The organism is Frankia sp. BMG5.60 (genome assembly GCF_059428125.1).
This window is the reverse complement of sequence record NZ_CM182091.1, coordinates 515,023-535,366: the sequence shown is the minus strand read 5'-3', so window position 1 is coordinate 535,366 and position 20,344 is coordinate 515,023. Positions and strand designations below refer to the sequence as shown.

Below are 20,344 nucleotides of genomic sequence, written 5' to 3'. Positions count from 1 at the left end.
CTCCTGCGGACGGCTGGGGTGTTCCGCGGCCTCTTGGCTCCCTGTCCCTTCGAGTTGATCAAGATGTCTGCCGGCTCATCAACGGTGTTGATTATCTTGGGGAGGTGGACCGCGGCCTCAGTGGGCGGCGTCGGACCAGCGTTGCAGGATGGACACCTCGGCGACGAACCGGACCCCGCTGGCCGTCGCCCAGTAGGCGGCCGTGGCGGCGAGGGCGCGGCGTAGCAGGTCGGCGGCGGCCTCGGCGTGCGCGGTGGGGACGTGCAGGAGCAGTTCGTCGTGCAGGCAGAGCACGATCTCGCCGCCGAGGGCGGGCAGCTCGGCGCGGACGGTCACCGCCCAGGCCTTGAACAGTTCGGCGGCGGGGCCCTGGATGACGGCGTTGCGGGCGAAGCGGCCGCGGGCCTGCTCGGTGACCCCGCCGGCGGGTGGGGATGCCTCGTCGGGCGGCGCCGGGTCGGTCAGGCCCCGGGGTGGGCGCGGCGCGGGGGCGAGGCGGACGAGCCGGCCGCCGTAGGTGCGCAGGTCGCGGCCGGAGCGGCCGGCGGCGTCGGCGGCGTCGAGGTAGGCCAGTGCGGTCGGGTAGGCGCGGCGCATCCGGCGCAGGGCCTCACCGGCCGAGCCGGTGGTCTGGCCGTACATGGCGGCGAGCATCGCGACCTTGGCGTGCGCCCGGTCGCGGCCGAGCTGCGCCGCGACGGGGGCGTACATGTCGTCGGCCCGGGTGGCCGCGGCGAGGGCGGGGTCGGCGGAGACGACGGCGAGCACCCGGGGTTCGATCTGGCCGAGGTCGGCGCGGACGAACACCCGGCCCGGTTCGGCGAGGACGGCGGCGCGCAGATCGGCGGGCAGGTTGTGCAGGCCGGCCTGGGCGGTCATCCGCCCGGCGGCGCCGTCGCTGCCGTGCCAGGCGCCGCGCAGCCGGCCGTCCGGGCCGACGTGGGTGTCGAGCCAGCGGTGGCCATAGGTCGTGGCGATCCGCTCGGTGCGCCGCCAGGCCAGCAGCGCGGCGACGGCGGGATGGGCGTCGCGCAGCGGTTCGAGGCGGCCCGAGCGGGTGTCGGGGACATCGATGCCCACCGCGCGCAGCGCGGCCCGCACGGCGGCGGGGTTGCGCAGGTCGACGGGCCCGCGCAGGTGGGCGAGGACGGGGGCGTCGCGGCGGTGGCGGGCGGCGAGCTCGTCGGCGTCGGTGCGCGGCGGCGGGCCGACGAGCTCGGCGAGCAGCGTCTCGGCGGTGGCGCGGTCGACGGGCAGGCCGTCGCGTTCGAGTTCGCGGGCAAGCAGCTCCGCGGCGGATTCGGCGCGGGCGGTCAGGACGGCGAGGCTGATCCGGCCGGGGCGGGCGCGCCGGTCGGCCAGGCCGCCCAGCGCCGCCTGTTGACGGTGCTGGGTCTGCAGCGCGAGCGCGGCGAGGGCGGCGGCGCGGCGCAGCGCCTCGCCGGGCTCGGGGGCCCGGTGCAGCCAGCCGGCGTCGAGCTGGCCATCCCCCGACAGCGGCCCGTCGGCGTCGCCGGCTCCCAGCGCACCGCCGGCTCCCATCGCACCGCCAGCGCTGAACGCACCGCCGGCGCCGAGGGGTTCGTGGGTACGGAGGGGTTCGTCGGAGCTGACGGCAACGCCGCTGGTCGCACCGCGGGTGTCGACTCCCCCGGCGCTGGTTCCCGCACCGGTGCTGATTCCCTCGGCGCCGGTGGGGTCGAGGCGACGCCGGGCGGCGGGGTCGTCGCCGGTGCCCTCCCACAGGCCGAGCTGGCCCGGAGCGACCCGCGCGGCGGGGCCGGGGGGTCGGGACGGCGGGGGTGGCGGGGGCAGGCCGGCGGCGGCGGCCCACACGGCGGCGGGGTCGTCACGGCGCCCCCCGTGCAGCAGCCGGTGCACGGCGGCAAGGTCCCAGCAGGCGGCGAGGCGCACCTGGGCGGCCAGCGGCACCGCCGCCGACGCCGACCACCACACCCAGCGCGGGGCGCAGCGCCGCTCGATCTCGGCGACCAGGCCGGCGGCCGCGTCCGGCGCGGGGGCGGACACCACCAGGGTGACGGGTGTGCGGGGCGGGCGAGGCGGCCCGAGAGGCCGCGCGCCGACGCCGCCCGCGGGGTGAGCGGGCGGCGGGTCGGCGGGCGGGTGGTGGGCCAGGGCGAACCCGACCGTCGGGAGGACCACGAGCGCCAGGGGCTGACGCGGGGCGAACCTCCCCGACCACAGGTCCGCGAGCGGGTGCGACGGGCTGGCCGGCGTCATCGTTCGATTCTCACCGCCCGGTCCGACAGTGCGCGGCGGCCCGGCGCCGAGGGGCCGGCGCGCCGGCGCGCGTCGCCGGGCGGGCGAGCCTGGCCGGGTAGGCGGTGCCGTGGTCAGATGGACCGTCATGGTGACCGGGAAAGCGGAAATACCCCCGTTGGAAACGTGGAGCGGTAAGAATCCCCGTCGACGAGGGTTGCACGTACCACGGGGGAAGGGTGGATTCATGGCGGGGCGGGACAACGAGTACGAACGTCCCATCCTGCTCGGCTGCGGTGGGTGCGACGCCCGGTGGACGGCGCTGACCGCGGCGCACTGCCCGACCTGTCATGCCACGTTCGCGGGGGCCACGACCGGTTTCGACGCGCACCGGGTGAACGGGGTCTGCCAGCCCCCGCAGCGGGTCGGTCTGCGCCACGACCGGGGCTACTGGCTGGTCGCGGGCGAGCAGCCGCCGGGCCGGATCCTGTACGGCTCCCGGCAGGGGGCCGGCGGGCACGGTGACCCTGGCGGATCGGCCGGGCCCCCCGGCGGCGAGGTACGGATGGCCGGCTGACCGAGCCGGCCGGCCGCATGGGCCGGCCGAAACGGCCGCGCCGGCCCGGCGGCGGACCGGCCGGACGGAGCGCCGGCCGGACGGTCGGCTGCGTCAGCGGGCCTGCTCGGCGGGGCAGGCCTGGCGGGCCGCGATGCGCTCGGCGGTCGGCCAGCGCACGTCGTGGGCCCAGCCCAGGCGTTCGAACCAGCGGATGAGCGCGGCGCTCGGGTCGACCTGACCGGGCAGGACGCCGTGGCGGGCGCTGGTGGGGTCGGCGTGGTGCAGGTTGTGCCAGGACTCCCCCAGCGACGGCACGGCCAGCCACCAGACGTTTCGCGACTGGTCGCGGGCGGTGAAGGGCCGTTCGCCGATGAGGTGGCAGATCGAGTTGATGGAGAACGTGACGTGGTGCAGCAGGGCGATACGCACCAGGGAGCCCCAGAACAGGGCCGTGAGCGCGCCCTCCCACGACATGCTCCACAGCCCGCCGGCCACCGGCGGGATCAGGACCGAGGCGGCCACGCACCAGGGGAACGCGGCGGCGACGGCGGCGACGTCGCGGTCGGCGAGCAGATCGGGGCAGAACCGCTTCGGGCAGGTGCGGTGGCGGTTGAACAGCCAGCCGACATGGGCGTGCAGGAAGCCTCTGGTCACTCCGACGGTGCTGCGGCCGAAGCGCCAGGGTGAATGCGGATCGGCGGCGGAGTCGGAGTACTTGTGGTGGCGGCGGTGGGCGGCGACCCAGTCGGTGACGCTCATCTCGACGGCCAGGCTGCCGGCCAGGGCGAGGCCGATGCGCAGGGGCCGGCTGGCCTTGAAGGAGCCGTGGGTGAACAGACGGTGGTAACCCACCGTGATCCCGAAGCCGGAGACCAGGTACATCACCGCGCCGATGACGATGTCGTGCCAGCCCAGTCCGTGTCCCCAGGCCACGGGCACCGCCAGGGCCACCGCGAGGAGGGGGACGACGAGGAACAGCAGCAGCAGGATCTGCTCGAGGGGGGTCTTCAGGTCGGGGGCGATGTCGGGACGGGCGGGCGGGCCCGCGTCGACACGCTGGAATGTCGATTCGATCGATTCGGAGGACACATATTTCCTCTCACGAGTGTCGTCGGATACCCGGCAACCCTCGTCGGTTCTCCGAGCCGGGTCACGGGTGCTGGCCACCGGAAAGCCGGTTCGGGTCCGCCCCAACAGTAGACGGGGGCGTGCCCGCCGGTCGGCGGCGGCGCGCGTCAGGCACGATCGAGGGACCATGACACTCACCGACCACCTTCCCGCGACCTCGCATCCGGTAGCCGGCGCCGCCGACGATGTACCCGGCGAGCCGGATCCGGACACTCTCTACGACGCCTTCACCGCCTGGGTCGGGGAGCAGGGCCTGGAGCTCTATCCCGCCCAGTCCGAGGCGCTCATCGAGATCGTCTCCGGGTCGAACGTCATCCTGGCGACGCCGACGGGGTCCGGTAAGAGCCTGGTGGCGGCCGGGGCGCACTTCGCGGCGCTGGCCGCGGGGCGCCGCACGTTCTACACCGCGCCGATCAAGGCGCTGGTGTCGGAGAAGTTCTTCGCGCTGTGCGCGATGTTCGGGGCGGCGAACGTCGGGATGATGACCGGCGACGCCTCCGTCAACGACACGGCGCCGATCGTCTGCTGCACGGCGGAGGTGCTGGCGAACATCGCGCTGCGCGACGGGGTGGCCGCCGACGTCGGTCAGGTCGTCATGGACGAGTTCCACTACTACGCCGATCCGGAGCGGGGGTGGGCGTGGCAGGTGCCGCTGCTGGAGCTGCCGCGCACCCAGTTCGTGCTGATGTCGGCGACGCTCGGCGACGTGTCGATGTTCGAGGCGGACCTGACGCGGCGCACCGGGCGGCCCACGGCGGTGGTCCGCTCGGCGCAGCGGCCGGTGCCGCTGTTCTACCGGTTCGTCACGACCCCGCTGCACGAGACGATCGGGGAGCTGCTGGAGACCCATCAGGCGCCGGTGTACGTCGTGCACTTCACCCAGGCGCAGGCGTTGGAGCGGGCGCAGGCGCTGATGAGCGTGAACGTGTCGTCGCGGGCGGAGAAGGACCAGATCGCGGCGACGATCGGGAACTTCCGGTTCGCCGCCGGGTTCGGCAAGGTGCTGTCCCGGCTGGTGCGCCACGGCATCGGGGTGCACCACGCGGGGATGCTGCCGAAGTACCGCCGCCTCGTCGAGCAGCTCGCGCAGGCGGGGCTGTTGAAGGTGATCTGCGGGACGGACACGCTCGGGGTGGGGATCAACGTGCCGATCCGCACGGTGGTGTTCACGTCGTTGTCGAAGTACGACGGGACGCGGGTGCGGCTGCTGTCGGCGCGGGAGTTCCACCAGATCGCCGGGCGGGCGGGGCGGGCGGGCTACGACTCGGTGGGCAATGTCGTCGTGCAGGCTCCCGATCATGTGGTGGACAACATGCGGGCGTTGGCGAAGGCCGGCGACGATCCGAAGAAGCGGCGCAAGGTGGTGCGCAAGAAGCCGCCGGAGGGCACCGTCGGGTACGGGGAGCCGACGTTCGAGCGGCTCGTCGCCGCCGAGCCGGAGCCGTTGACGTCGCAGTTCACGGTGACGCACGCGATGCTGCTCAACGTCGTCAACCGGCCCGGGGACGCGTTCGCGTCGATGCGTCATCTGCTCACCGACAACCATTCGGATCTCCCGACGCAGCGCCGGCTGATCCACCGGGCGATCGCGATCTACCGGGCGCTGCTGGCCGCCGGCGTGGTGGAGAAGCTGGACTCCCCCGACGAGCTGGGCCGCAACGTGCGGGTGACCGGGGATCTGCAGCTTGACTTCGCGCTCAACCAGCCGCTGTCGCCGTTCGCGCTGGCCGCGCTCGAGCTGCTCGACCCGGCGTCGCCGACCTACGCCCTCGACATGCTGTCGGTGCTGGAGTCGACGTTGGACAACCCCCGCCAGGTGCTGCACGCGCAGTTGAGCAAGGCGCGGGGGGAGGCGGTGGCGGCGATGAAGGCCGAGGGGATCGAGTACGACCGGCGGATGGAGCTGCTGGAGGAGGTGACCTACCCGCAGCCGTTGGGCGAACTGCTCGCCGCGGCGTTCGCGACGTACCGGCAGGGTCATCCGTGGGTCGACGACTACGAGCTGGCGCCGAAGTCGGTGGCCCGGGAGCTGTTCGAGCGGGCGATGACGTTCGCCGAATATGTGGCGTTCTACGGGCTGGCCCGCTCCGAGGGGCTGCTGCTGCGCTACTTCGCCGACGCCTACAAGGCGCTGCGTCAGACGGTGCCGGAGGATGCGCGCACCGACGAGGTCGTCGACCTCACCGAGTGGCTCGGAGAGCTGGTGCGCCAGACCGACTCCAGCCTGCTCGACGAGTGGGAGCGGCTGAGCAATCCCGATCCCGAGGCGGCCGCCGGGGCGGGGGCGGTCGACGAGCGGCCGCCGGCGGTGACGGGCAACATCCGGGCGTTTCGGGTACTGGTCCGCAACGCGCTGTTCCGCCGGGTGGAGCTGGCCGCGCTGCGCCGCTACGACCTGCTCGGCGAGCTCGACGGCCCGGCGGCGGGGGTCGCCGCGGGGGACGGTCCGGTGTTCGACGCGGCGGGCTGGGCGCAGGCGCTGGGTGGCTACTACGCCGAGCACGACGAGCTCGGCACCGGCCCGGACGCGCGCGGGCCGGGGCTGCTGCTGCTCGACGAGCGGCCCGGGGTGTGGACGGCGCGGCAGATCTTCGACGATCCGGCCGGGGACCACGACTGGGGGATCAGCGCGGAGATCGACCTCGCCGCCTCCGACGAGGCCGGGGTGGCGATGGTCCGGGTGACCGCCGTCGACCGGCTCTGACCGGACGCGGGGCCGGGCCGCCGCGGGCGAGCGGGAGGCCGACGGCGGGAAGCCGACGGCGGGGGGCGAGCCGCGGCTGGGCGGGTGTTCAGCCCCCTGGCGGCGGGTGGTCGGCCCCTGAAGGAGGGCGTCTCAGCCGCCGCGGGCGCCGGCGGGGGTCGACAGGGCGGCGGGGGTGCGGTCGGGGTGGTGCTCGCCGCCGGTGGCGAGGGTGACGCCGAGATCCTCGGCGCGGGCGGCGGCGGCGGGGCCGGCGAGGTCGGTGGCGACGATGCGGACGCCGAGGTGGTGCAGCAGGCCGAGCAGGGCGTCGCGCACGGCGCGGTCGCGGTCGGCGGCGGTGGGGGCGGTCCAGTCGGCGGTCAGCGCCGGGGTCAGCGCGACGATGTCGACGGGCAGGGCGCGCAGCAGGTCCAGGCTGGCGTCGCCGCCGAAGTCGGACAGGCAGAGGTCGAAACCGCAGTCACGCAGCCGCCGCAGCGCGCCGACGAGGTCGGCGGGGTCGAGGCCTCGCTGGGCGTCGACGAGGTCCCAGACGAGGTCGCCGGGGCGCAGCCGCCCGCTGCGGGCGGCGGCGCAGGCGGCGCCGACCAACGCGGCGGGCAGCGGCACGGCCGTCGGAACGGGCAGGTGGACCGGCGGCGGGGTGGGGCTGCCGCGCAGGCGGGGCAGGTCGTCGCAGACCAGGCGGAGGGTGGCCAGGGTGAGCGCCGGGGCGAGCCCGGCGCATTCGGTGGTGGGCACCAGCGCGGCCGCCGGCAGGTCCCCGAGGCTGGGGTGCGACCAGTGCAGCCGGGCCTGGCAGGCCACGGCGCGCCCGGAGGTCAGCTCGACGACGGGCAGGTAGTGCAGGCACAGTTCGCCGTCGCCGGTCTCGCCGCGCAGGGCGCGGGTCAGCGCGACCCGCGGGGACCGGTCGACGCCGCGCCCGCGGCCCGCCTCGACCGCCGGATCGTAGATGGTCAGGCTGCCCTTGCCGGTGGCCTTCGCCCCGTACATCGCCCTGTCGGCGCGGTGCAGCAGCAGTTCGGCGGACAGCTCCTCGGTGGCGTCGGCGACGACGAGTCCGACGCTGGCGGGCACGCAGCGCCGCGCGCCGGCGAGCAGGGCGGGGGCGCGCACGGCGGTGAGCACCCGGCTGCCGACCGTCGCGGGGTCGTCCCCGCCGGGGGCGAGCAGGATCGCGAACTCGTCGCCGCCGAGGCGGGCGACGGTGTCGGCGGCGCGTACGGCGCGCGTGAGGCGGCGGGCGGTGACCTGCAGCAGCCGATCGCCGGCGGCATGGCCGAGGGTGTCGTTGACCCCCTTGAAGTCGTCGAGGTCGACGTAGAGCACGGCGAGCGGGCGGCGGTCGCGTAGCTGCAGGGTCAGGGCGTGGTCGAGGCGGTCGTTGAACAGGGCGCGGTTGGCCAGCCCGGTCAGGGGGTCGTGGAAGGCCTGGTGATGCAGGCGCCGTTCGCTGAGTTCGAGCTGGCGCAGCAGGCCGATGTTGTCGGCGATGACGACCATCTCGCGGACCAGCCCGAGCAGGAGCAGGCCCACCAGGCCGGCGATGTCGACCACCTGCAGGCCGACGCCGAGGACGATGTCGCCGAGGGCGACCAGGCCGGCGACGACGAGGGGCAGCAGCGGCAGGATCGCATGCCACCAGCGCAGGCTGACCCCGCCGGCGCGGGGCGGGCCCGCGCGCGCCGCGGCGGCGGACGTCACGGCGGCGGGGGTCGTGGGAGCGAGGGTGACGGGGGGTGGGGGAACCAGGCAGGCCAGCATGAGGCACCAGCCGCCGATCACCCAGCCGGCCTCGAACACCGCCGGGGGCGGGGCGCGCTGGGTGGCGAGGGTCGCGGTGTTGGTCAGATAGCTCAGGCTGATCGCGGTCAGACCGAGGGAGAACAGGGCGAACCCAACGGTCGACGCCGGCCGGCGGAAGATCCACACCACCAGGGCGGAGCAGACGAGCAGGAGGTTCGCGGCGCTGATCGCGAGGGTGACCACGACGCTCTCGACGTCGCCGACGGTGGCGTTGATCGCGTCACGCAGGACGAACACCCAGGCCAGCAGGCCCACCGAGCCCACCGCGAGGAGGCTGTCGAGCACGGTGGTCATCCACCAGCGGCGGCCGAGGGCGACCCCGGCCGTCCCGGACGACGGCGACGGCGGGTAGAGCAACAGGGCGACCAGCACGAGCAGGGACGGGATGAGGAACGCCAGCTGGCTGTAGGTCAGGGTCGGCAGAGGTTGGGTCGGGGAGCCCGCCTGGCCGCCGGTGAGGGTGATCGCGATGCCGCCGAGATCGACGACCAGGCTGGCCGCGGCCAGCAGCCAGCGCCACCACCGGTCGCGCCCGCGGGCACGCCAACCGGTCCACGCCCCGACGACGACCGGCAGGAACATGACGACGAGGCCGGCGATCCGCGGGACGAGGTAGGAGCCGGGGTAGGGCAGGACGACGCCGAACAGGATCACCAGGGCGCACAGCACCCCGCCCGTCCAGGCCAGCGCGCGCAGCCCCGATCCGCCGGGGCCGAACGGTTCGCCGGCGCAGCGCGCCCCGCGGACCGCCGCCGCGGTCCCGCCCGCGCGGCCGGTCATCGACCGCGTCGTACCCCTCATCATCACGCCACCGGCTCCTCACCTCGCCGCGTCGCCGCCCGTCGCCGCCCGTCGCGGCTCTCCGCCGCGGTCGCCCGGGGCGCCTCCCTCCCGCTGTCCCACCCCACGCGCGAAGCTAACACTACGAGCTTAATCAAACCCATAGCGTGACGAGATATGCGCTGCGTGAGCGAGGACGCGCATTCCGGTGAGGGTGATGGACGGCGGCGGCGGGGCGGCGGCGGGGCGGCGGCGGGGCGGCGGCGACCGGCCGCGACCCGGCGGCGGGCACACCGTCGGGCCCCTTCGACCGGGGTCACCCCGCGATCCGGGCCGGGGCACGCAACTCGAGCGGTATCGTCACCCTGTGAGTACCGTACGGGTCTTCCTCCTGGATGACCACGAGATCGTCCGCCGGGGAATTCGGGAGATGCTCTCCGAGACCGGGGACGTCGACGTCGTCGGCGAGGCGTCCACCGCGGCCGAGGCGCTGCGCCGGATTCCTGCCACCAGACCGAACGTGGCGGTGCTCGACGCGCGGCTGGAGGACGGCAACGGCATCGACGTCTGCCGTGACCTTCGCTCGGCGCATCCCGAGATCGGCTGCCTGATCCTCACCTCCTACGACGACGATGACGCGCTGTTCGCCGCGATCATGGCCGGGGCCGCCGGCTATCTGCTCAAGCAGATCAAGGGCACGGACCTGGTCGGGGCGATCCGCACGATCGCCGCCGGCCGCTCCCTGCTCGACCCGGCGGTCACCCAGCGGGTGCTGACCCGGCTGCGGGAGGGCCCGGCGGAGGACCGCAAGCTCGCGGCGCTGGGCGAGCGGGAGCGCCAGATCCTCGTCCTCATCGCGGAGGGTCTGACCAACCGGCAGATCGCCGGGCGGATCCACCTGTCGGAGAAGACGGTCAAGAACTACGTCTCGGCGATCCTGGAGAAGCTGGAGCTGTCCAGCCGCACCCAGGCCGCCGTCTACGCGACCCGCATCGACAAGTAGCACGCCGCCGGCCGCCGGACCCCACCCCACTCCCCCGGCCGGCGCCGCACCCCTCTCCCCGGCCGCCGCCGCGCCCTTCTCCCCGACCAGCGCCACACCCCCCGACCGACGCGCCGCTGCGCGTCGGTCGCCGTCGCGCCCACCGGCCGCGCAGGAGGTCTCCCGCGCGGCCGGTCAGTCGAGGTGGCTCTGGACGGCCTGCAACGCCTCGGCGACGGTGACGGCGGTGCGGATCACCGCGGCGGACGGCCACGGGTCGGCGCGGGCGGCCATGGCCCGGTGGATGGCGACCGTGGCCTCGGACGGGTCGGGGCCGGCGGCCATGCGGCGGGCGATGCGCGCCGCGGCGACCTCGGGTGCGGTCACGCAGTGCAGCTCCACCAGGTCCGCGCAGACGTCGGCGGCGAGCGTGGCGGCTGCGTCGCGGTGGCGTGCGCTGGACCAGGAGGCGTCGAGCACCACGCTCTCCCCCCGGCACAGCGCCGCCCGGGCCCGGCGCAGCATCTCGGCGTAGGTCGCGTCGGTGATCTCCGGGGCGTAGCGGCCGACGCCGAACTGGGCGTCGAACCCCGCCGCCTCGCCGCCGACCGGCGGCGAGGCGTCATCAGCGGGCTGCTGGGGCGGGGCCTCGGCGGGCGGCTTGCCCACGAGCTCCTGGCGGATGATGTCGGAACGCAGCAGCACCCAGCCGTCGCCGACCTCGGCCAGCCGGCTGGCCAGCGTCGTCTTGCCGGTGCCGGGCAGCCCGCCGACGACGACCAGGCGGACGCGGCCGGCGCGCAGGTGGCGGTGGGCGACGGCGAGCAGCCGGCGGGCGTTCTCCGCGGCGTCGGGATCCCCCTGACCGCCACGGATGCAGGCCACCTTCGCCCGCACGAACGCCCGGTAGGCCACATAGAAGTGCTGCAGCGACCGGGGATGCACCTCGCCGCTGAACTCGCGGTAGGCCTCCAGGAACTCGGCGGCCTCCTCCGGGGCGCCGAGACGCTCCAGGTCCATGGCGAGAAAGGCGACGTCGCCGAGGACGTCACCGAAGCGCAGCCGCGGGTCGAACTCGATGCAGTCGAGGATGCGGGGGCCGTCGTCGAGGCAGAAGATGTCATCGGCGAGCAGGTCGCCGTGCCCGTCGCGGATCCAGCCGGCCCGGGTGCGCTCGGCGAGCAGCTCGGCGCGTCCGGCGAGGTAGCGCAACGCCAGGCGGCCGATGTCGTCGACGACCGCCGCGTCGAGCTGGGTGCCGCGGTAGGCGGCGATGCCAGCCATCCCCTCCCGCCACAGGTCCTCCAGGGTGGCCCGCTCCCCCGCGGTGGCGATCAGCGGGGAGGTCTCGCACCGCTGGTGGAACACCGCCAGCGCCCGGGCGACGGAGCGCAGCGCCGGGCCGAGCAGGTGGCCGCGGCGCACCAGGGTCGACAGCCGGCGGCTGCTCGGCATCCGCCGCATGACGACGAGATGGTCGATCACCTCGCCGGAGTCGTCGCGCAGGTCGGCGACGCCGAGGTAGACGTCGGGGGCGAGACGGCGGTTGAGCGCCACCTCCGCCAGGCACACCGCCTCCCGGGTCCGCCGTTCGGTGAAGTCGAGGAACCCCAGGTTGACGGGCTTCTTGCGCTTGTAGACCCGGTCGGCGGTCAGGTACAGCACGGCGCTGTGCGTCTCGCGGGTCTCGGCGGCGGCGAGCTCGGCGAGCGAGGGGGCCGGTAGTCGAGGCGGCACGGACGCGCCGGCGAGGGACGCCGGCCCGCTCGACGCCGGCCCGCTCGACGCCGTCTCGCCGCCCGGCCTGGTTCCGGCCGGCCTGGTTCCGGCCGGCCTGGTTCCGGCCGAGGAGGTGCCCGGCGACGAGGTGCCCGGCGACGAGGTGCCGGCCGACGAGGTGCCGGGCGGCGACGGGCTACCGGCGTTGCGGCTGTCGCCGGCCCCTTCGCCGGGCAGGGCATCCCGCACATACTGGACGGTCATGGCCTCTCCCGGGGTTGCGTGAAAGTCTCACGATCCTGACGGTCGACGCCCCGTTCCACCGTCGAACAGTCGAACACAGGCGTTCGATGGTTCTCCTTCGTCATGCTCGCCGTCCGTAGGAGATCGCACGACCGCCAGAGGTTGCCTACCCGGGGGACGTTCGGACCATCCGCGGTGGACATCCGTCCCGGATCAGGGCCATGCCCTGCACACGGGGCGTCACCGGCCGGGCCGGGCGGCCCTCCACCGGAAGGCGGGGAAACTCCCTCAGCGGTCCTCGAACTGGCGCAGGAACGCCTCCCGCTCGGCGGTCGCCCGGTTGACCGCGACCTCGGCCCGGGCGAAGGCGTCGTCATCGAGTAACAGCTGCCCGCAGTAGCGGTCGACGAGTCCGGCGAGGGTCAGCAGGATCGCGCGCAGCTCGGCGGGGGTCGCCGCGATCCACGGCCAGGCGTTCTCCCGCATTCCGTGAACCGTGTGCAGAATGTCCTGGACGCTGAGCGCGCGTGGCCGGGGTGCCAGCACGCCGTCGACGGCCGGCCCGGAATCGGCCGACCACATCCCGACCCTGGCCCCGAGCGCCCATGACGTCCACGGATCGCAGGCGACGTCGAACATTCGCCGACCGCCCCGGAACTGGACATACCAGCAGGTCCGTTTGGCGAGGAAAAGCCCGTACTTCTCGGCCAGCGGCTCCAGAATCTCCATCACCGCCAGGTCGAACTCGGCTCCGGCTCGCCCGCCGGCGGCGCCGTCGCCGTGCCCGTGTCGCATCGCCAGCCACCTCAGCCTTCCGGTCCGAGCTCCCGCCGGCCGTTTGCGCCGGCGCGACGGGGCACGCCTGCGTCGCCGGGTCGCGCCTGCGACGCCGACGGCTTCGGGAACCCGCGCTGAACTGTAGAAGACAACCGGGGATCGTGTAACGGAAATCGAGCCGCTTGTCCGCGGGATCGTGGATTGTTGGCCCGTCCGACCGGTGCCGCGCAGGTCAGCCACGCCCGGATATCCGAAACGGGACGACAAACAGGTCACGAGTCCGCGCGATTGACCCCGAACGGGAAAGAGAACCGCAGGTCAGCCCGCCGCATCAGAACCCCGGAAACCGATGGTGACCAATCGGGGACGCATCGCCGACGCCATGACAACCCGATGGTTCCACCACGGACGGGCCATCCGGGGACCACGAAGGACCCACAGACCGCCACCGCCGGGAGGGGGTCCGCGGCGGACGCCGCGCGCGGCGGCGGGCGGCGGGTTGGCAGGTCGCGCACCGGACAGCGGGCGGGAGGCAAACGGTGGTCGCGCGCCGGGGCGATCTCGGTAGCATCGCCGCAATCACCGCGCCGGCGCGTCCCCGGGCGTGCCGCCGATCAGGGCGGCCCGCCCCGGACGGGCCGGGCGCGGCGCCCGGCCGGGGAGCCGGACCCGCACACCCTGGGAGCACAGATGACCTCGCCATGGCAACCGCAGGACCGGCCGCACGGCTACCAGGGGCAGCCCGAGCACTCCGACCAGAAGCCCGCGGCCCAGGGCCAGCCCGGGTACCCGGAGCAGCCGCCGCCCGGCTACCAGCAGGGCTACCCGAACCAGCAGGGCTACCCGAGCCAGGACGGCTACCCGGGCGCGCCCCCCGGCTTCTCCGGCCAGCCCGGCTATGAGGGTCAGCCCGGATACCCGAACCAGCCCGGATACCAGGGGCAGCCCGGATACCAGGGGCAACCCGGATACCAGGGGCAGCCCGGGTACGAGGGACAGCCGGGGTACTCCGGCCAGATGGGCTACGGACCGCCCCCCGGCTACGGTCCGCCGCCCGGCTACGGTGGTGCGGCGCCCTACGATCCCTCCGCCCCGTTCGGCCGGCACCCGGTGACCGGGGAGGCCTACTCGGACAAGCAGAAGCTGACCGCCGGGCTGCTGCAGATCCTGCTTGGCGGGTTCGGCGCCGGCCGCTGGTACCTCGGCAACACCGGCATCGCGCTGGCGCAGCTTTTCACCTGCGGCGGTCTGGGCGTCTGGGCGTTGATCGACGGCGTGATGATGCTGACGGGCAACGTCCGTGACCGGCACGGCCGGCCGTTGCGTGACTGAGCCGCCGCCGTCCCCGGACGGCGCAGGCGCCCCACCCGGGCCGCCGGCAACCGGGCCGGCCACGGCCAGAACGGCGTCACCCCGATCGGGGCGGCGCCGCGCGGCGGTCTGGGGCGTCGTCGCGGCGGCCGTGGCCGGCCTGGCCTACCTGGCGGGCCACGATCCGCACGACCCGTCGACGACGATGCCCGGCTGCCCCATCCACCGTGTCACCGGCCTGGACTGTCCAGCCTGCGGAACCCTGCGCGCCGCCTACGACGTGCTGCATGGACGGTGGGCGGCGGCCGGCCACGACAACGTGTTCGTGCTGGCCTGCGCTCCGCTGCTCGCCGGCCTGCTGGCCCGCCAGGCCCGGGCGGTACGCGACGACCGGTACGCCCCCCTGCCCGCGCCGCTGGCCTACGGACTCGGCGGCGCGGCGCTGGTCTGGATGGTCGTGCGCAACCTGCCCGGATGGCCGCTGACCCCCGGCTCGCACGGCTGAGCGCCGTCCGCCCGTCTGGCGGCCGATGGCGAACCCCGATCTGGATGATCGTCTTGGCGCCCCGCGCCGTCAACACCGTGGATTATCTTGACGTCGGCATGACGGTTCGGTCGTCAGAGGCGGGTCGGGGTCGCGTCCGGCGGCGCGGCGCGGCGCGGTTCCGCGGAACCACGCACAGATCAGAAGTGGCTGCGCACCTTAGCGACGGTCGGGCTCGGAGCCGACCAGGCCGGAACCGGCCTGCGCCGGCTGATCCGGGATCCCGACGGCCCCGGCGTCGACCTCGGTCCCCGCGGCGGCCTCGATCCCGGCCTCGGCCTCGGTCGGCGCGCCAGCCCCCGCGCGTACCGGGAAGGCCAGCGCCTCCATCTGCGCGCGGCGGTGGGGCGGGATGACCGTCGGCACGCCCTCGACGAGGTGGACCAGGATGCTGTCGCACAGGCCGAGGCAGACGCCGTCGCGGAACAGGCCCGCGCTGTGCACGAACGAGGTGGTGCCGATCCGGCCGACCCCGCAGCCGACGACGTACGTCGCGGGATAGCGCGCCTCGGCCAGGTAGTGGATGGAGATGTTGGCGACGACGAAGGTGAAGTTCTCGAACGGCACCGGCTTGCCGTCGGTGAAGATCCGCCAGTCGAGCGTGATGCGGGCGTCCTCGTAGAACGACGCCAGCGCGACGTTGTTCAGGTGGCCGTTGCCGTCAAGGTCACTGAACCGCGCCTGGACGGGGTGACTGAGCGGGTAGCTGGCGAGGCTGAGCCGCTCGGGATCGCGTCTGGGGTCCATCCCGCCACTGTGCACATCCGCGGCGCCGACGGGGCCGCGGTGCAAGCAATCTCTCACCGGGGGACTCCCACGGGCGGACTCGCACGGGCGGACTCGCACCGGCTGACCTGCGCTCAGCGGTCCTGGCCTGGGCCGTGTACCGGGACGCCGTCGATGATCGTCTGACGGACCTGGGCGGCGGACGGGTCGCGCAGGGCCGCCCGCAGGGGGCGGTGCAGCAGGCAGAGGTCGGCGCGCGCGCCGGGGCGCACCCGGCGCGGGCGGGCCGGGTCCGCCGGGTCGCCGAGGAACAGCGCCAGGGCCGCGGGGGCGTCGAGGCGTTCGTCGACGCCCAGGACGATCCCGGCGGCGGTGCGCCGGGTCACCGCGGCGGCGACGGCCCGCCACGGGTCGGGATGACCGAACGGGGCGTCGGTGCCGGCGGCGAGTCCGATGCCGGCCCGCACGAGGGAGGCGGCCGGGTACAGCGACGCCGGATCCTCGTCGGTGACGTCGACGAGGTAGCGGTCGCCCCGCTCGGCGACGAAGTTGGGCTGGGTGACCACGACGAGCCCGGCGCGGCGCACCTGCCCGTACAGCTCGCCGGGTACGACGGCGCCGTGTTCGAGGCGGTCGCCCCGGCGCGGGCCGACGAGGTCGAGCGCGGCGAGCGTGAGCACCGTCTGGACGCGGGTCACGCAGTGCACGGCCACCGGGTGGCCGGCGCGGTGCGCGGCGGCGAACCGGGCGGCGAGGGTGTCGAGGTCGGGCAGGGTGTCGTCGTCGAGGATCACCTTCACCGGGCCGCCGACGACGCGGGCGCCGCCGACGCCCGCCACGCCCGCCACGCCCGCCACGCCCGCCACGCCCGCCACGCCGATGGTCCCCTCCCCGGCCCGCCGTCCGGCCGGGGCGTCCTCATCGGCGGTGGGCTGCGGTTCGGGGCGCATGAGGGTCAGCCGCTGCGGCAGCTCGCCGGTCGCGGCGGCCGCGGCGAGGGTCCGGTGGTGCTCGGCGGTGCGGCCGGGGGTCGCGTCGGTGAACCCGGTGATCCCCGCCGCGGCGGCGGCACGGCCCACGGCGGCGAGGTCCACGGCCACCGGGGGCAGCGCGGCGTGGCGACGCAGCCAGCCGTCCAGCCGCCACAGCCGCCCGGTGGGCGCCCCGGCGGGATCACGTTCGACGCCCGGCAGGTCGCAGCCGTCGATGCCGGCCAGGCGCAGCGCCGGCGAGTTGAACACCCACAGGGCGCCGCCGCGGTGCTGCACCCGCACCGGCCGGTCGGGCAGCAGCGCGTCGAGGGTGTGCCGGTCGAGGTCACCGGCCACCGACGGGTGGTAGCCGACCGCGCGCACCCACCTCGCCGGACCGGTGCCCGGCGCCGCGCGCAGCGCCGCGCGCAGCCCGGCGGCGTCGACGACCTCGGGCGGCCCCACCCGCACCGACGACGCCGACGCCGCCAGCGACAGCAGGTGGACATGATGATCGTGCAGCCCCGGCAGCAGCGCGCCGCCGTCGGCGTCGAGGACGTACTCCCCCGCCCGCGGACGCAGCGGCTCGGCGCTGACCTCGACGATCCGTCCGCCGAGAATCCGCACGTCCGCGACCCGCGCCGGCGGGAACGCCCCGGCCAGGAGGCGGCGGTCGACCCCCGGCACGCCGCCGGCGGCCCGCGCGCCGGCCGGGCGCGACAAGCGGGGCGGGCGGGGCGGCTCGGTCGGCCCGGTCAGCCCGGTCAGCTCCGCCCGGCGCACGAGCAACGCCCGACGCTGCGGTTCCTGCGCGGCGCGCCCCATCCCCGCCACCCTACGACCGCCGTCCACCGGCGTGGCGGGCGGCAGGGCCCGGACGACGGCGGCCACAGTGAGCTACCCTGCGGCATCGATCCGTACATCGTCGCGGTCACGGTCGGCAGCCGGGGCCGGGCGGGGCGCGCCGGGCCACGCCGGGCGCGGCCGACCGTGGGGAGGCCGCGGTGCAGGTGAGCAACGCGCAGGTCCTCGACCTCGACGACCTGCGCCCGTACCGGCCGCGGCTCGACGAGCACTTCCCGGTCTACCGCGACCTCGTCGACCACCTCGCCGCCTTCGACGACACCCACCTGCATCCGGACGACCCGACCAGCCACGTCCTCGCGGCGTGCGCCGGCTACGCCTACGCCGAGACCGCCTCGACGCTGCTCGATCCGGACCTGCCGCGGGGGATCAACGCGGTGTCGGCGGCGATGACCCGGCTGGGGCTGCCCGGCTGCCGGTGCCGGATCATCGCCGAGCATGTTGACGCGATGCTGATCCGCTCGACGGCGTTCGTCGTGCAGAGCGCCGACGCCCGGGTCGTCATCGTCGCCTACCGCGGCACCGAGCCGTCGGACCTCATCAACTGGGGTACCGACCTGGACGTCCACTCCCGCGAACGCACCCGCGTCCGGCTGGCGGGCACAGCCGTCGACGACCTGCACGCCGGGTTCCACCGCAACGTGCGCGCCACCGCGTTCGAGGTGCTGCGCACCCTGAGCCGGGCGATGGCCGGCCGGTCGATCTACGACACCGACGGCGACGACGCCGCCAGTCCCCGCGCGGGCGGCGCCGGCACGACCCGCGCCGGCGGCGCCAAGGGACGGCGGAAGGCTTCGGCGCGGCCACCGGCGCTGTACCTGACCGGGCACAGCCTGGGCGGGGCCATGGCGGTCATCCTCGGGCTGCGGATCATGACCGATCCGGTGTACGCCGAGCTGCGCCGGGCGCTGCGCGCGGTCTACACCTTCGGCCAGCCGATGATCGGCGGTGACGGCACCGCGGCGGCCTACGCGGCGGTGGTCGACCCGGCGCCGATCGCGCGCTTCGTCTACCGCCAGGATCCGGTCCCCCACCTGCCGCCGACCGCCGTCGGCCGCTACCGGCACATCGGCCGGGAATGGCGCTACGGCGGCGGGTGGACCGACACCACCGGCCGCCCGGTGGGGCAGATGCTCAGCGCGCTCGGGTTCGCCGGGGCGCTGGCCGCGTTCCCCCTCGGCCAGGTCCGGCCGCTGGGCCGGCTGTTCCCGTACACGATCGGCGACCACTTCCCGCACTACTACATCGACGCGTTGGCCGCGGCCGGCGTCTGCGAGTTCGGCGACGACGAGCTCAGCGTCGGCCCGGACGGCCGGTTCCGCCCGCCCCGCTGACCGCCAACCCCGGACCGGGACGGCGGGACGGCGGGGAAAGCACGGGCGCCGGCAGGTGGGCGAGGCGATACTGCCTATCCATGGGAAAGACCTACGAACGCCTCGACGGCCGGCTGCGCGCCTTCATCGAGGAACAGGTCCTCTTCTTCGTCGCGACGGCGCCCCTGTCGGCGCAGGGAAGCGTCAACCTCTCCCCCAAGGGCCGCGCCGGAACGCTCAGCGTCCTCGACGAGCGGACCCTGGCCTACCTGGACTTCGGGGGCAGCCACGCGGAGACCCTCGCGCACCTGCGCGAGAACGGCCGAATCACGCTCATGTGGTGTGCGTTCACCGGGCCCCCGAGCATTGTGCGAGTGCACGGGCGCGGCGAGCCGGTGTTCCGCGACGATCCGCGCTTCGCCGGGCTGCTCGCCCGGTTCGATCCGCGGGCGGCCGACCCCAGCGGGCTGCGGTCGATCATCGTCGTGACGGCCGAGCGGATCAGCGACAGTTGCGGCTACGCCGTGCCGTTCCTGGAGTACCGGGAGGAACGGAGCCTGCACCGAGAGTACTTCGGTCGGCGGACCGACGAGGAGTTCGCCGCCTACTGCGAACGCAAGGAGTACAACGGCACGAGCATCGACGGCCTGCCGGCGTTGCCCCTTCCCCTGCCGCCCCTGCCCGATCCCTCTGCCTGCCCCACCGCGACGTCAACCGCGACCGCGGCGCCGACCGCGACCAGGAGTGTGGAGCACCGATGAGATTCGCCGTCCAACATGCCGTGGCCGATCCTGCCTGGTCGCCGCGGATCCTCACCCCGGACGCGGTGACCGGCTTCGCGCGGGCCGCGGAGGAGTCGGGCTTCGCCGCGCTCGGGTTCAGCGACCATCCCGCGCCGTCGGCGCGCTGGGTCGACTCCGGCGGGGAGGGCAGCGCCGACCCGCTGGTGTCGCTGGCCTTCTGCGCGGCGGTGACGAGCCGCATCCGCCTGTTCACCTGGGCGCTGGTGGCGCCCTACCGCAGCCCGCTGCTGACCGCCCACCAGGTGGCGACGCTCGACGCGCTGTCCGGGGGTCGCCTGACGCTGACCCTCGGCGCGGGCTACCTACGCTCGGAGTTCGGCGCGCTCGGCGTCGACTTCGACGGGCGGCTCGCCGCGTTCGACGAGACGGTGGACGTGCTGCGCGCGAGTTGGGAGCAGCCGCGGCTGACCCACAGCGGCCGGCTGCTGCAGACCCGCGGTACCAACATCCAGCCGCAGGTCGTCCAGCGGCCGCACCCGCCGCTGTGGCTGCACGGCAACAGCGCGTGGGGGCGGGAGCGGGCCGTCCGCTACGGGCAGGGGGTCGTCACCCTGCTGACGAACGACACCCTGGCCCGCACGATCCGTACCGCGGCCGTGCCCGGCGTCGACGGGTTCACCCGGGTCGTCGACGACGTCCGGGCCCGGCTGGACGCGGCGGGGCGCCCGCATGACGCCGTCGACGTGGTGGCCACCGGCATGTGGCCGCAGCTCGATGTCCGGCAGGGCTGGGACGCGGCGGCCATGCTCGACGACGTCGCGACCTTCGCCAAGCTCGGCGCGGACTGGATCGTGATCGCGGTCTGCGGTGACGACCCGGCCGCGGCCGAGGACACCGTGCGCCGCTTCGGCGAGGAGATCGTCGCCCACGCCGCGGACCCGGTGTAAG

General features: G+C 74.9%; 15 protein-coding genes. 8 read left to right on the top strand and 7 right to left on the bottom strand.

Going from position 1 to position 20,344, the window contains the following annotated elements:
• Positions 1-117: 117 nt before the first annotated feature.
• The gene (locus AC5R91_RS02150) at positions 118-2,241 is read right to left on the bottom strand and encodes a DNA polymerase (RefSeq protein ID WP_495395393.1); all 2,124 of its coding nucleotides are present in this window, start codon (positions 2,239-2,241) and stop codon (positions 118-120) included.
• Between the two features lie 226 nt (positions 2,242-2,467).
• Here AC5R91_RS02150 and AC5R91_RS02145 point away from each other — a divergent pair, with 226 nt between their 5' ends.
• Complete coding sequence (locus AC5R91_RS02145; RefSeq protein WP_495395392.1) at positions 2,468-2,797, top strand: FDXHR family putative zinc-binding protein; 330 nt, start codon at positions 2,468-2,470, stop codon at positions 2,795-2,797.
• Between the two features lie 93 nt (positions 2,798-2,890).
• Here the strand turns inward: AC5R91_RS02145 and AC5R91_RS02140 are convergent, their stop codons facing one another.
• The gene (locus AC5R91_RS02140; protein ID WP_495395391.1) at positions 2,891-3,868 is read right to left on the bottom strand and encodes an acyl-CoA desaturase; all 978 of its coding nucleotides are present in this window, start codon (positions 3,866-3,868) and stop codon (positions 2,891-2,893) included.
• Between the two features lie 166 nt (positions 3,869-4,034).
• Here AC5R91_RS02140 and AC5R91_RS02135 point away from each other — a divergent pair, with 166 nt between their 5' ends.
• Positions 4,035-6,611 carry a DEAD/DEAH box helicase gene (locus tag AC5R91_RS02135; RefSeq protein WP_495395390.1) on the top strand — a complete coding sequence of 859 codons (2,577 nt, stop codon included), beginning with the start codon at positions 4,035-4,037 and terminating at the stop codon, positions 6,609-6,611.
• 132 nt (positions 6,612-6,743) lie between these two features.
• Here AC5R91_RS02135 and AC5R91_RS02130 read toward each other — a convergent pair whose 3' ends face one another.
• Positions 6,744-9,203, bottom strand: coding sequence for a diguanylate cyclase domain-containing protein (locus tag AC5R91_RS02130; protein ID WP_495395389.1), 2,460 nt, complete (start codon positions 9,201-9,203; stop codon positions 6,744-6,746).
• Between the two features lie 367 nt (positions 9,204-9,570).
• Between AC5R91_RS02130 and AC5R91_RS02125 the strand changes: the two genes are divergently transcribed.
• A complete protein-coding gene (locus AC5R91_RS02125) occupies positions 9,571-10,206 on the top strand; it encodes a response regulator (protein WP_011604921.1) in 636 nt (211 codons plus the stop codon).
• A 174-nt stretch (positions 10,207-10,380) separates the two neighbouring features.
• Here the strand turns inward: AC5R91_RS02125 and AC5R91_RS02120 are convergent, their stop codons facing one another.
• Both AC5R91_RS02120 and AC5R91_RS02115 read right to left on the bottom strand, forming a co-directional pair.
• A complete protein-coding gene (locus AC5R91_RS02120) occupies positions 10,381-12,168 on the bottom strand; it encodes an AAA family ATPase (RefSeq protein ID WP_495395388.1) in 1,788 nt (595 codons plus the stop codon).
• A gap of 267 nt (positions 12,169-12,435) precedes the next feature.
• Positions 12,436-12,942 (bottom strand): hypothetical protein, encoded by a 507-nt coding sequence (locus AC5R91_RS02115; protein ID WP_495395387.1) that lies wholly within the window; start codon positions 12,940-12,942, stop codon positions 12,436-12,438.
• A gap of 672 nt (positions 12,943-13,614) precedes the next feature.
• On the opposite strand from AC5R91_RS02115, the gene AC5R91_RS02110 reads away from it, so the two are divergent.
• Both AC5R91_RS02110 and AC5R91_RS02105 read left to right on the top strand, forming a co-directional pair.
• Positions 13,615-14,256, top strand: coding sequence for a TM2 domain-containing protein (locus AC5R91_RS02110; RefSeq protein WP_495395386.1), 642 nt, complete (start codon positions 13,615-13,617; stop codon positions 14,254-14,256).
• Positions 14,249-14,740, top strand: coding sequence for a DUF2752 domain-containing protein (locus AC5R91_RS02105; protein ID WP_495395385.1), 492 nt, complete (start codon positions 14,249-14,251; stop codon positions 14,738-14,740). The genes AC5R91_RS02110 and AC5R91_RS02105 overlap by 8 nt, the downstream gene beginning before the upstream one ends.
• 198 nt (positions 14,741-14,938) lie before the next feature.
• Here the strand turns inward: AC5R91_RS02105 and AC5R91_RS02100 are convergent, their stop codons facing one another.
• Together AC5R91_RS02100 and AC5R91_RS02095 are read right to left on the bottom strand one after the other, a co-directional pair.
• The gene (locus AC5R91_RS02100) at positions 14,939-15,526 is read right to left on the bottom strand and encodes an acyl-CoA thioesterase (protein WP_495395383.1); all 588 of its coding nucleotides are present in this window, start codon (positions 15,524-15,526) and stop codon (positions 14,939-14,941) included.
• A gap of 113 nt (positions 15,527-15,639) precedes the next feature.
• On the bottom strand, positions 15,640-17,367 hold the full coding sequence (locus tag AC5R91_RS02095) for an amidohydrolase family protein (RefSeq protein WP_495395382.1): 1,728 nt from the start codon (positions 17,365-17,367) through the stop codon (positions 15,640-15,642).
• Between the two features lie 113 nt (positions 17,368-17,480).
• On the opposite strand from AC5R91_RS02095, the gene AC5R91_RS02090 reads away from it, so the two are divergent.
• The 3 genes from AC5R91_RS02090 to AC5R91_RS02080 all read left to right on the top strand — a co-directional run bounded on the left by AC5R91_RS02090 (position 17,481) and on the right by AC5R91_RS02080 (position 20,343).
• A complete protein-coding gene (locus tag AC5R91_RS02090; protein ID WP_495395381.1) occupies positions 17,481-18,674 on the top strand; it encodes a lipase family protein in 1,194 nt (397 codons plus the stop codon).
• 80 nt (positions 18,675-18,754) lie between these two features.
• Entirely contained in the window at positions 18,755-19,414 is a 660-nt protein-coding gene (locus AC5R91_RS02085; RefSeq protein ID WP_495395380.1) for a pyridoxamine 5'-phosphate oxidase family protein, read from the top strand.
• The gene (locus AC5R91_RS02080) at positions 19,411-20,343 is read left to right on the top strand and encodes an LLM class F420-dependent oxidoreductase (RefSeq protein ID WP_495395379.1); all 933 of its coding nucleotides are present in this window, start codon (positions 19,411-19,413) and stop codon (positions 20,341-20,343) included. The genes AC5R91_RS02085 and AC5R91_RS02080 overlap by 4 nt, the downstream gene beginning before the upstream one ends.
• The last annotated feature ends 1 nt before the right edge of the window (position 20,344 follow it).

Coding starts and splice junctions, on each gene's coding strand:
- AC5R91_RS02150 (WP_495395393.1), bottom strand. CDS start 2,241: ATGACGCCGGCCAGCCCGTCGCACCCGCTCGCGGACCTGTGGTCGGGG.
- AC5R91_RS02145 (WP_495395392.1), top strand. CDS start 2,468: ATGGCGGGGCGGGACAACGAGTACGAACGTCCCATCCTGCTCGGCTGC.
- AC5R91_RS02135 (WP_495395390.1), top strand. CDS start 4,035: ATGACACTCACCGACCACCTTCCCGCGACCTCGCATCCGGTAGCCGGC.
- AC5R91_RS02130 (WP_495395389.1), bottom strand. CDS start 9,203: ATGACCGGCCGCGCGGGCGGGACCGCGGCGGCGGTCCGCGGGGCGCGC.
- AC5R91_RS02120 (WP_495395388.1), bottom strand. CDS start 12,168: ATGACCGTCCAGTATGTGCGGGATGCCCTGCCCGGCGAAGGGGCCGGC.
- AC5R91_RS02115 (WP_495395387.1), bottom strand. CDS start 12,942: ATGCGACACGGGCACGGCGACGGCGCCGCCGGCGGGCGAGCCGGAGCC.
- AC5R91_RS02110 (WP_495395386.1), top strand. CDS start 13,615: ATGACCTCGCCATGGCAACCGCAGGACCGGCCGCACGGCTACCAGGGG.
- AC5R91_RS02100 (WP_495395383.1), bottom strand. CDS start 15,526: ATGGACCCCAGACGCGATCCCGAGCGGCTCAGCCTCGCCAGCTACCCG.
- AC5R91_RS02085 (WP_495395380.1), top strand. CDS start 18,755: ATGGGAAAGACCTACGAACGCCTCGACGGCCGGCTGCGCGCCTTCATC.
- AC5R91_RS02080 (WP_495395379.1), top strand. CDS start 19,411: ATGAGATTCGCCGTCCAACATGCCGTGGCCGATCCTGCCTGGTCGCCG.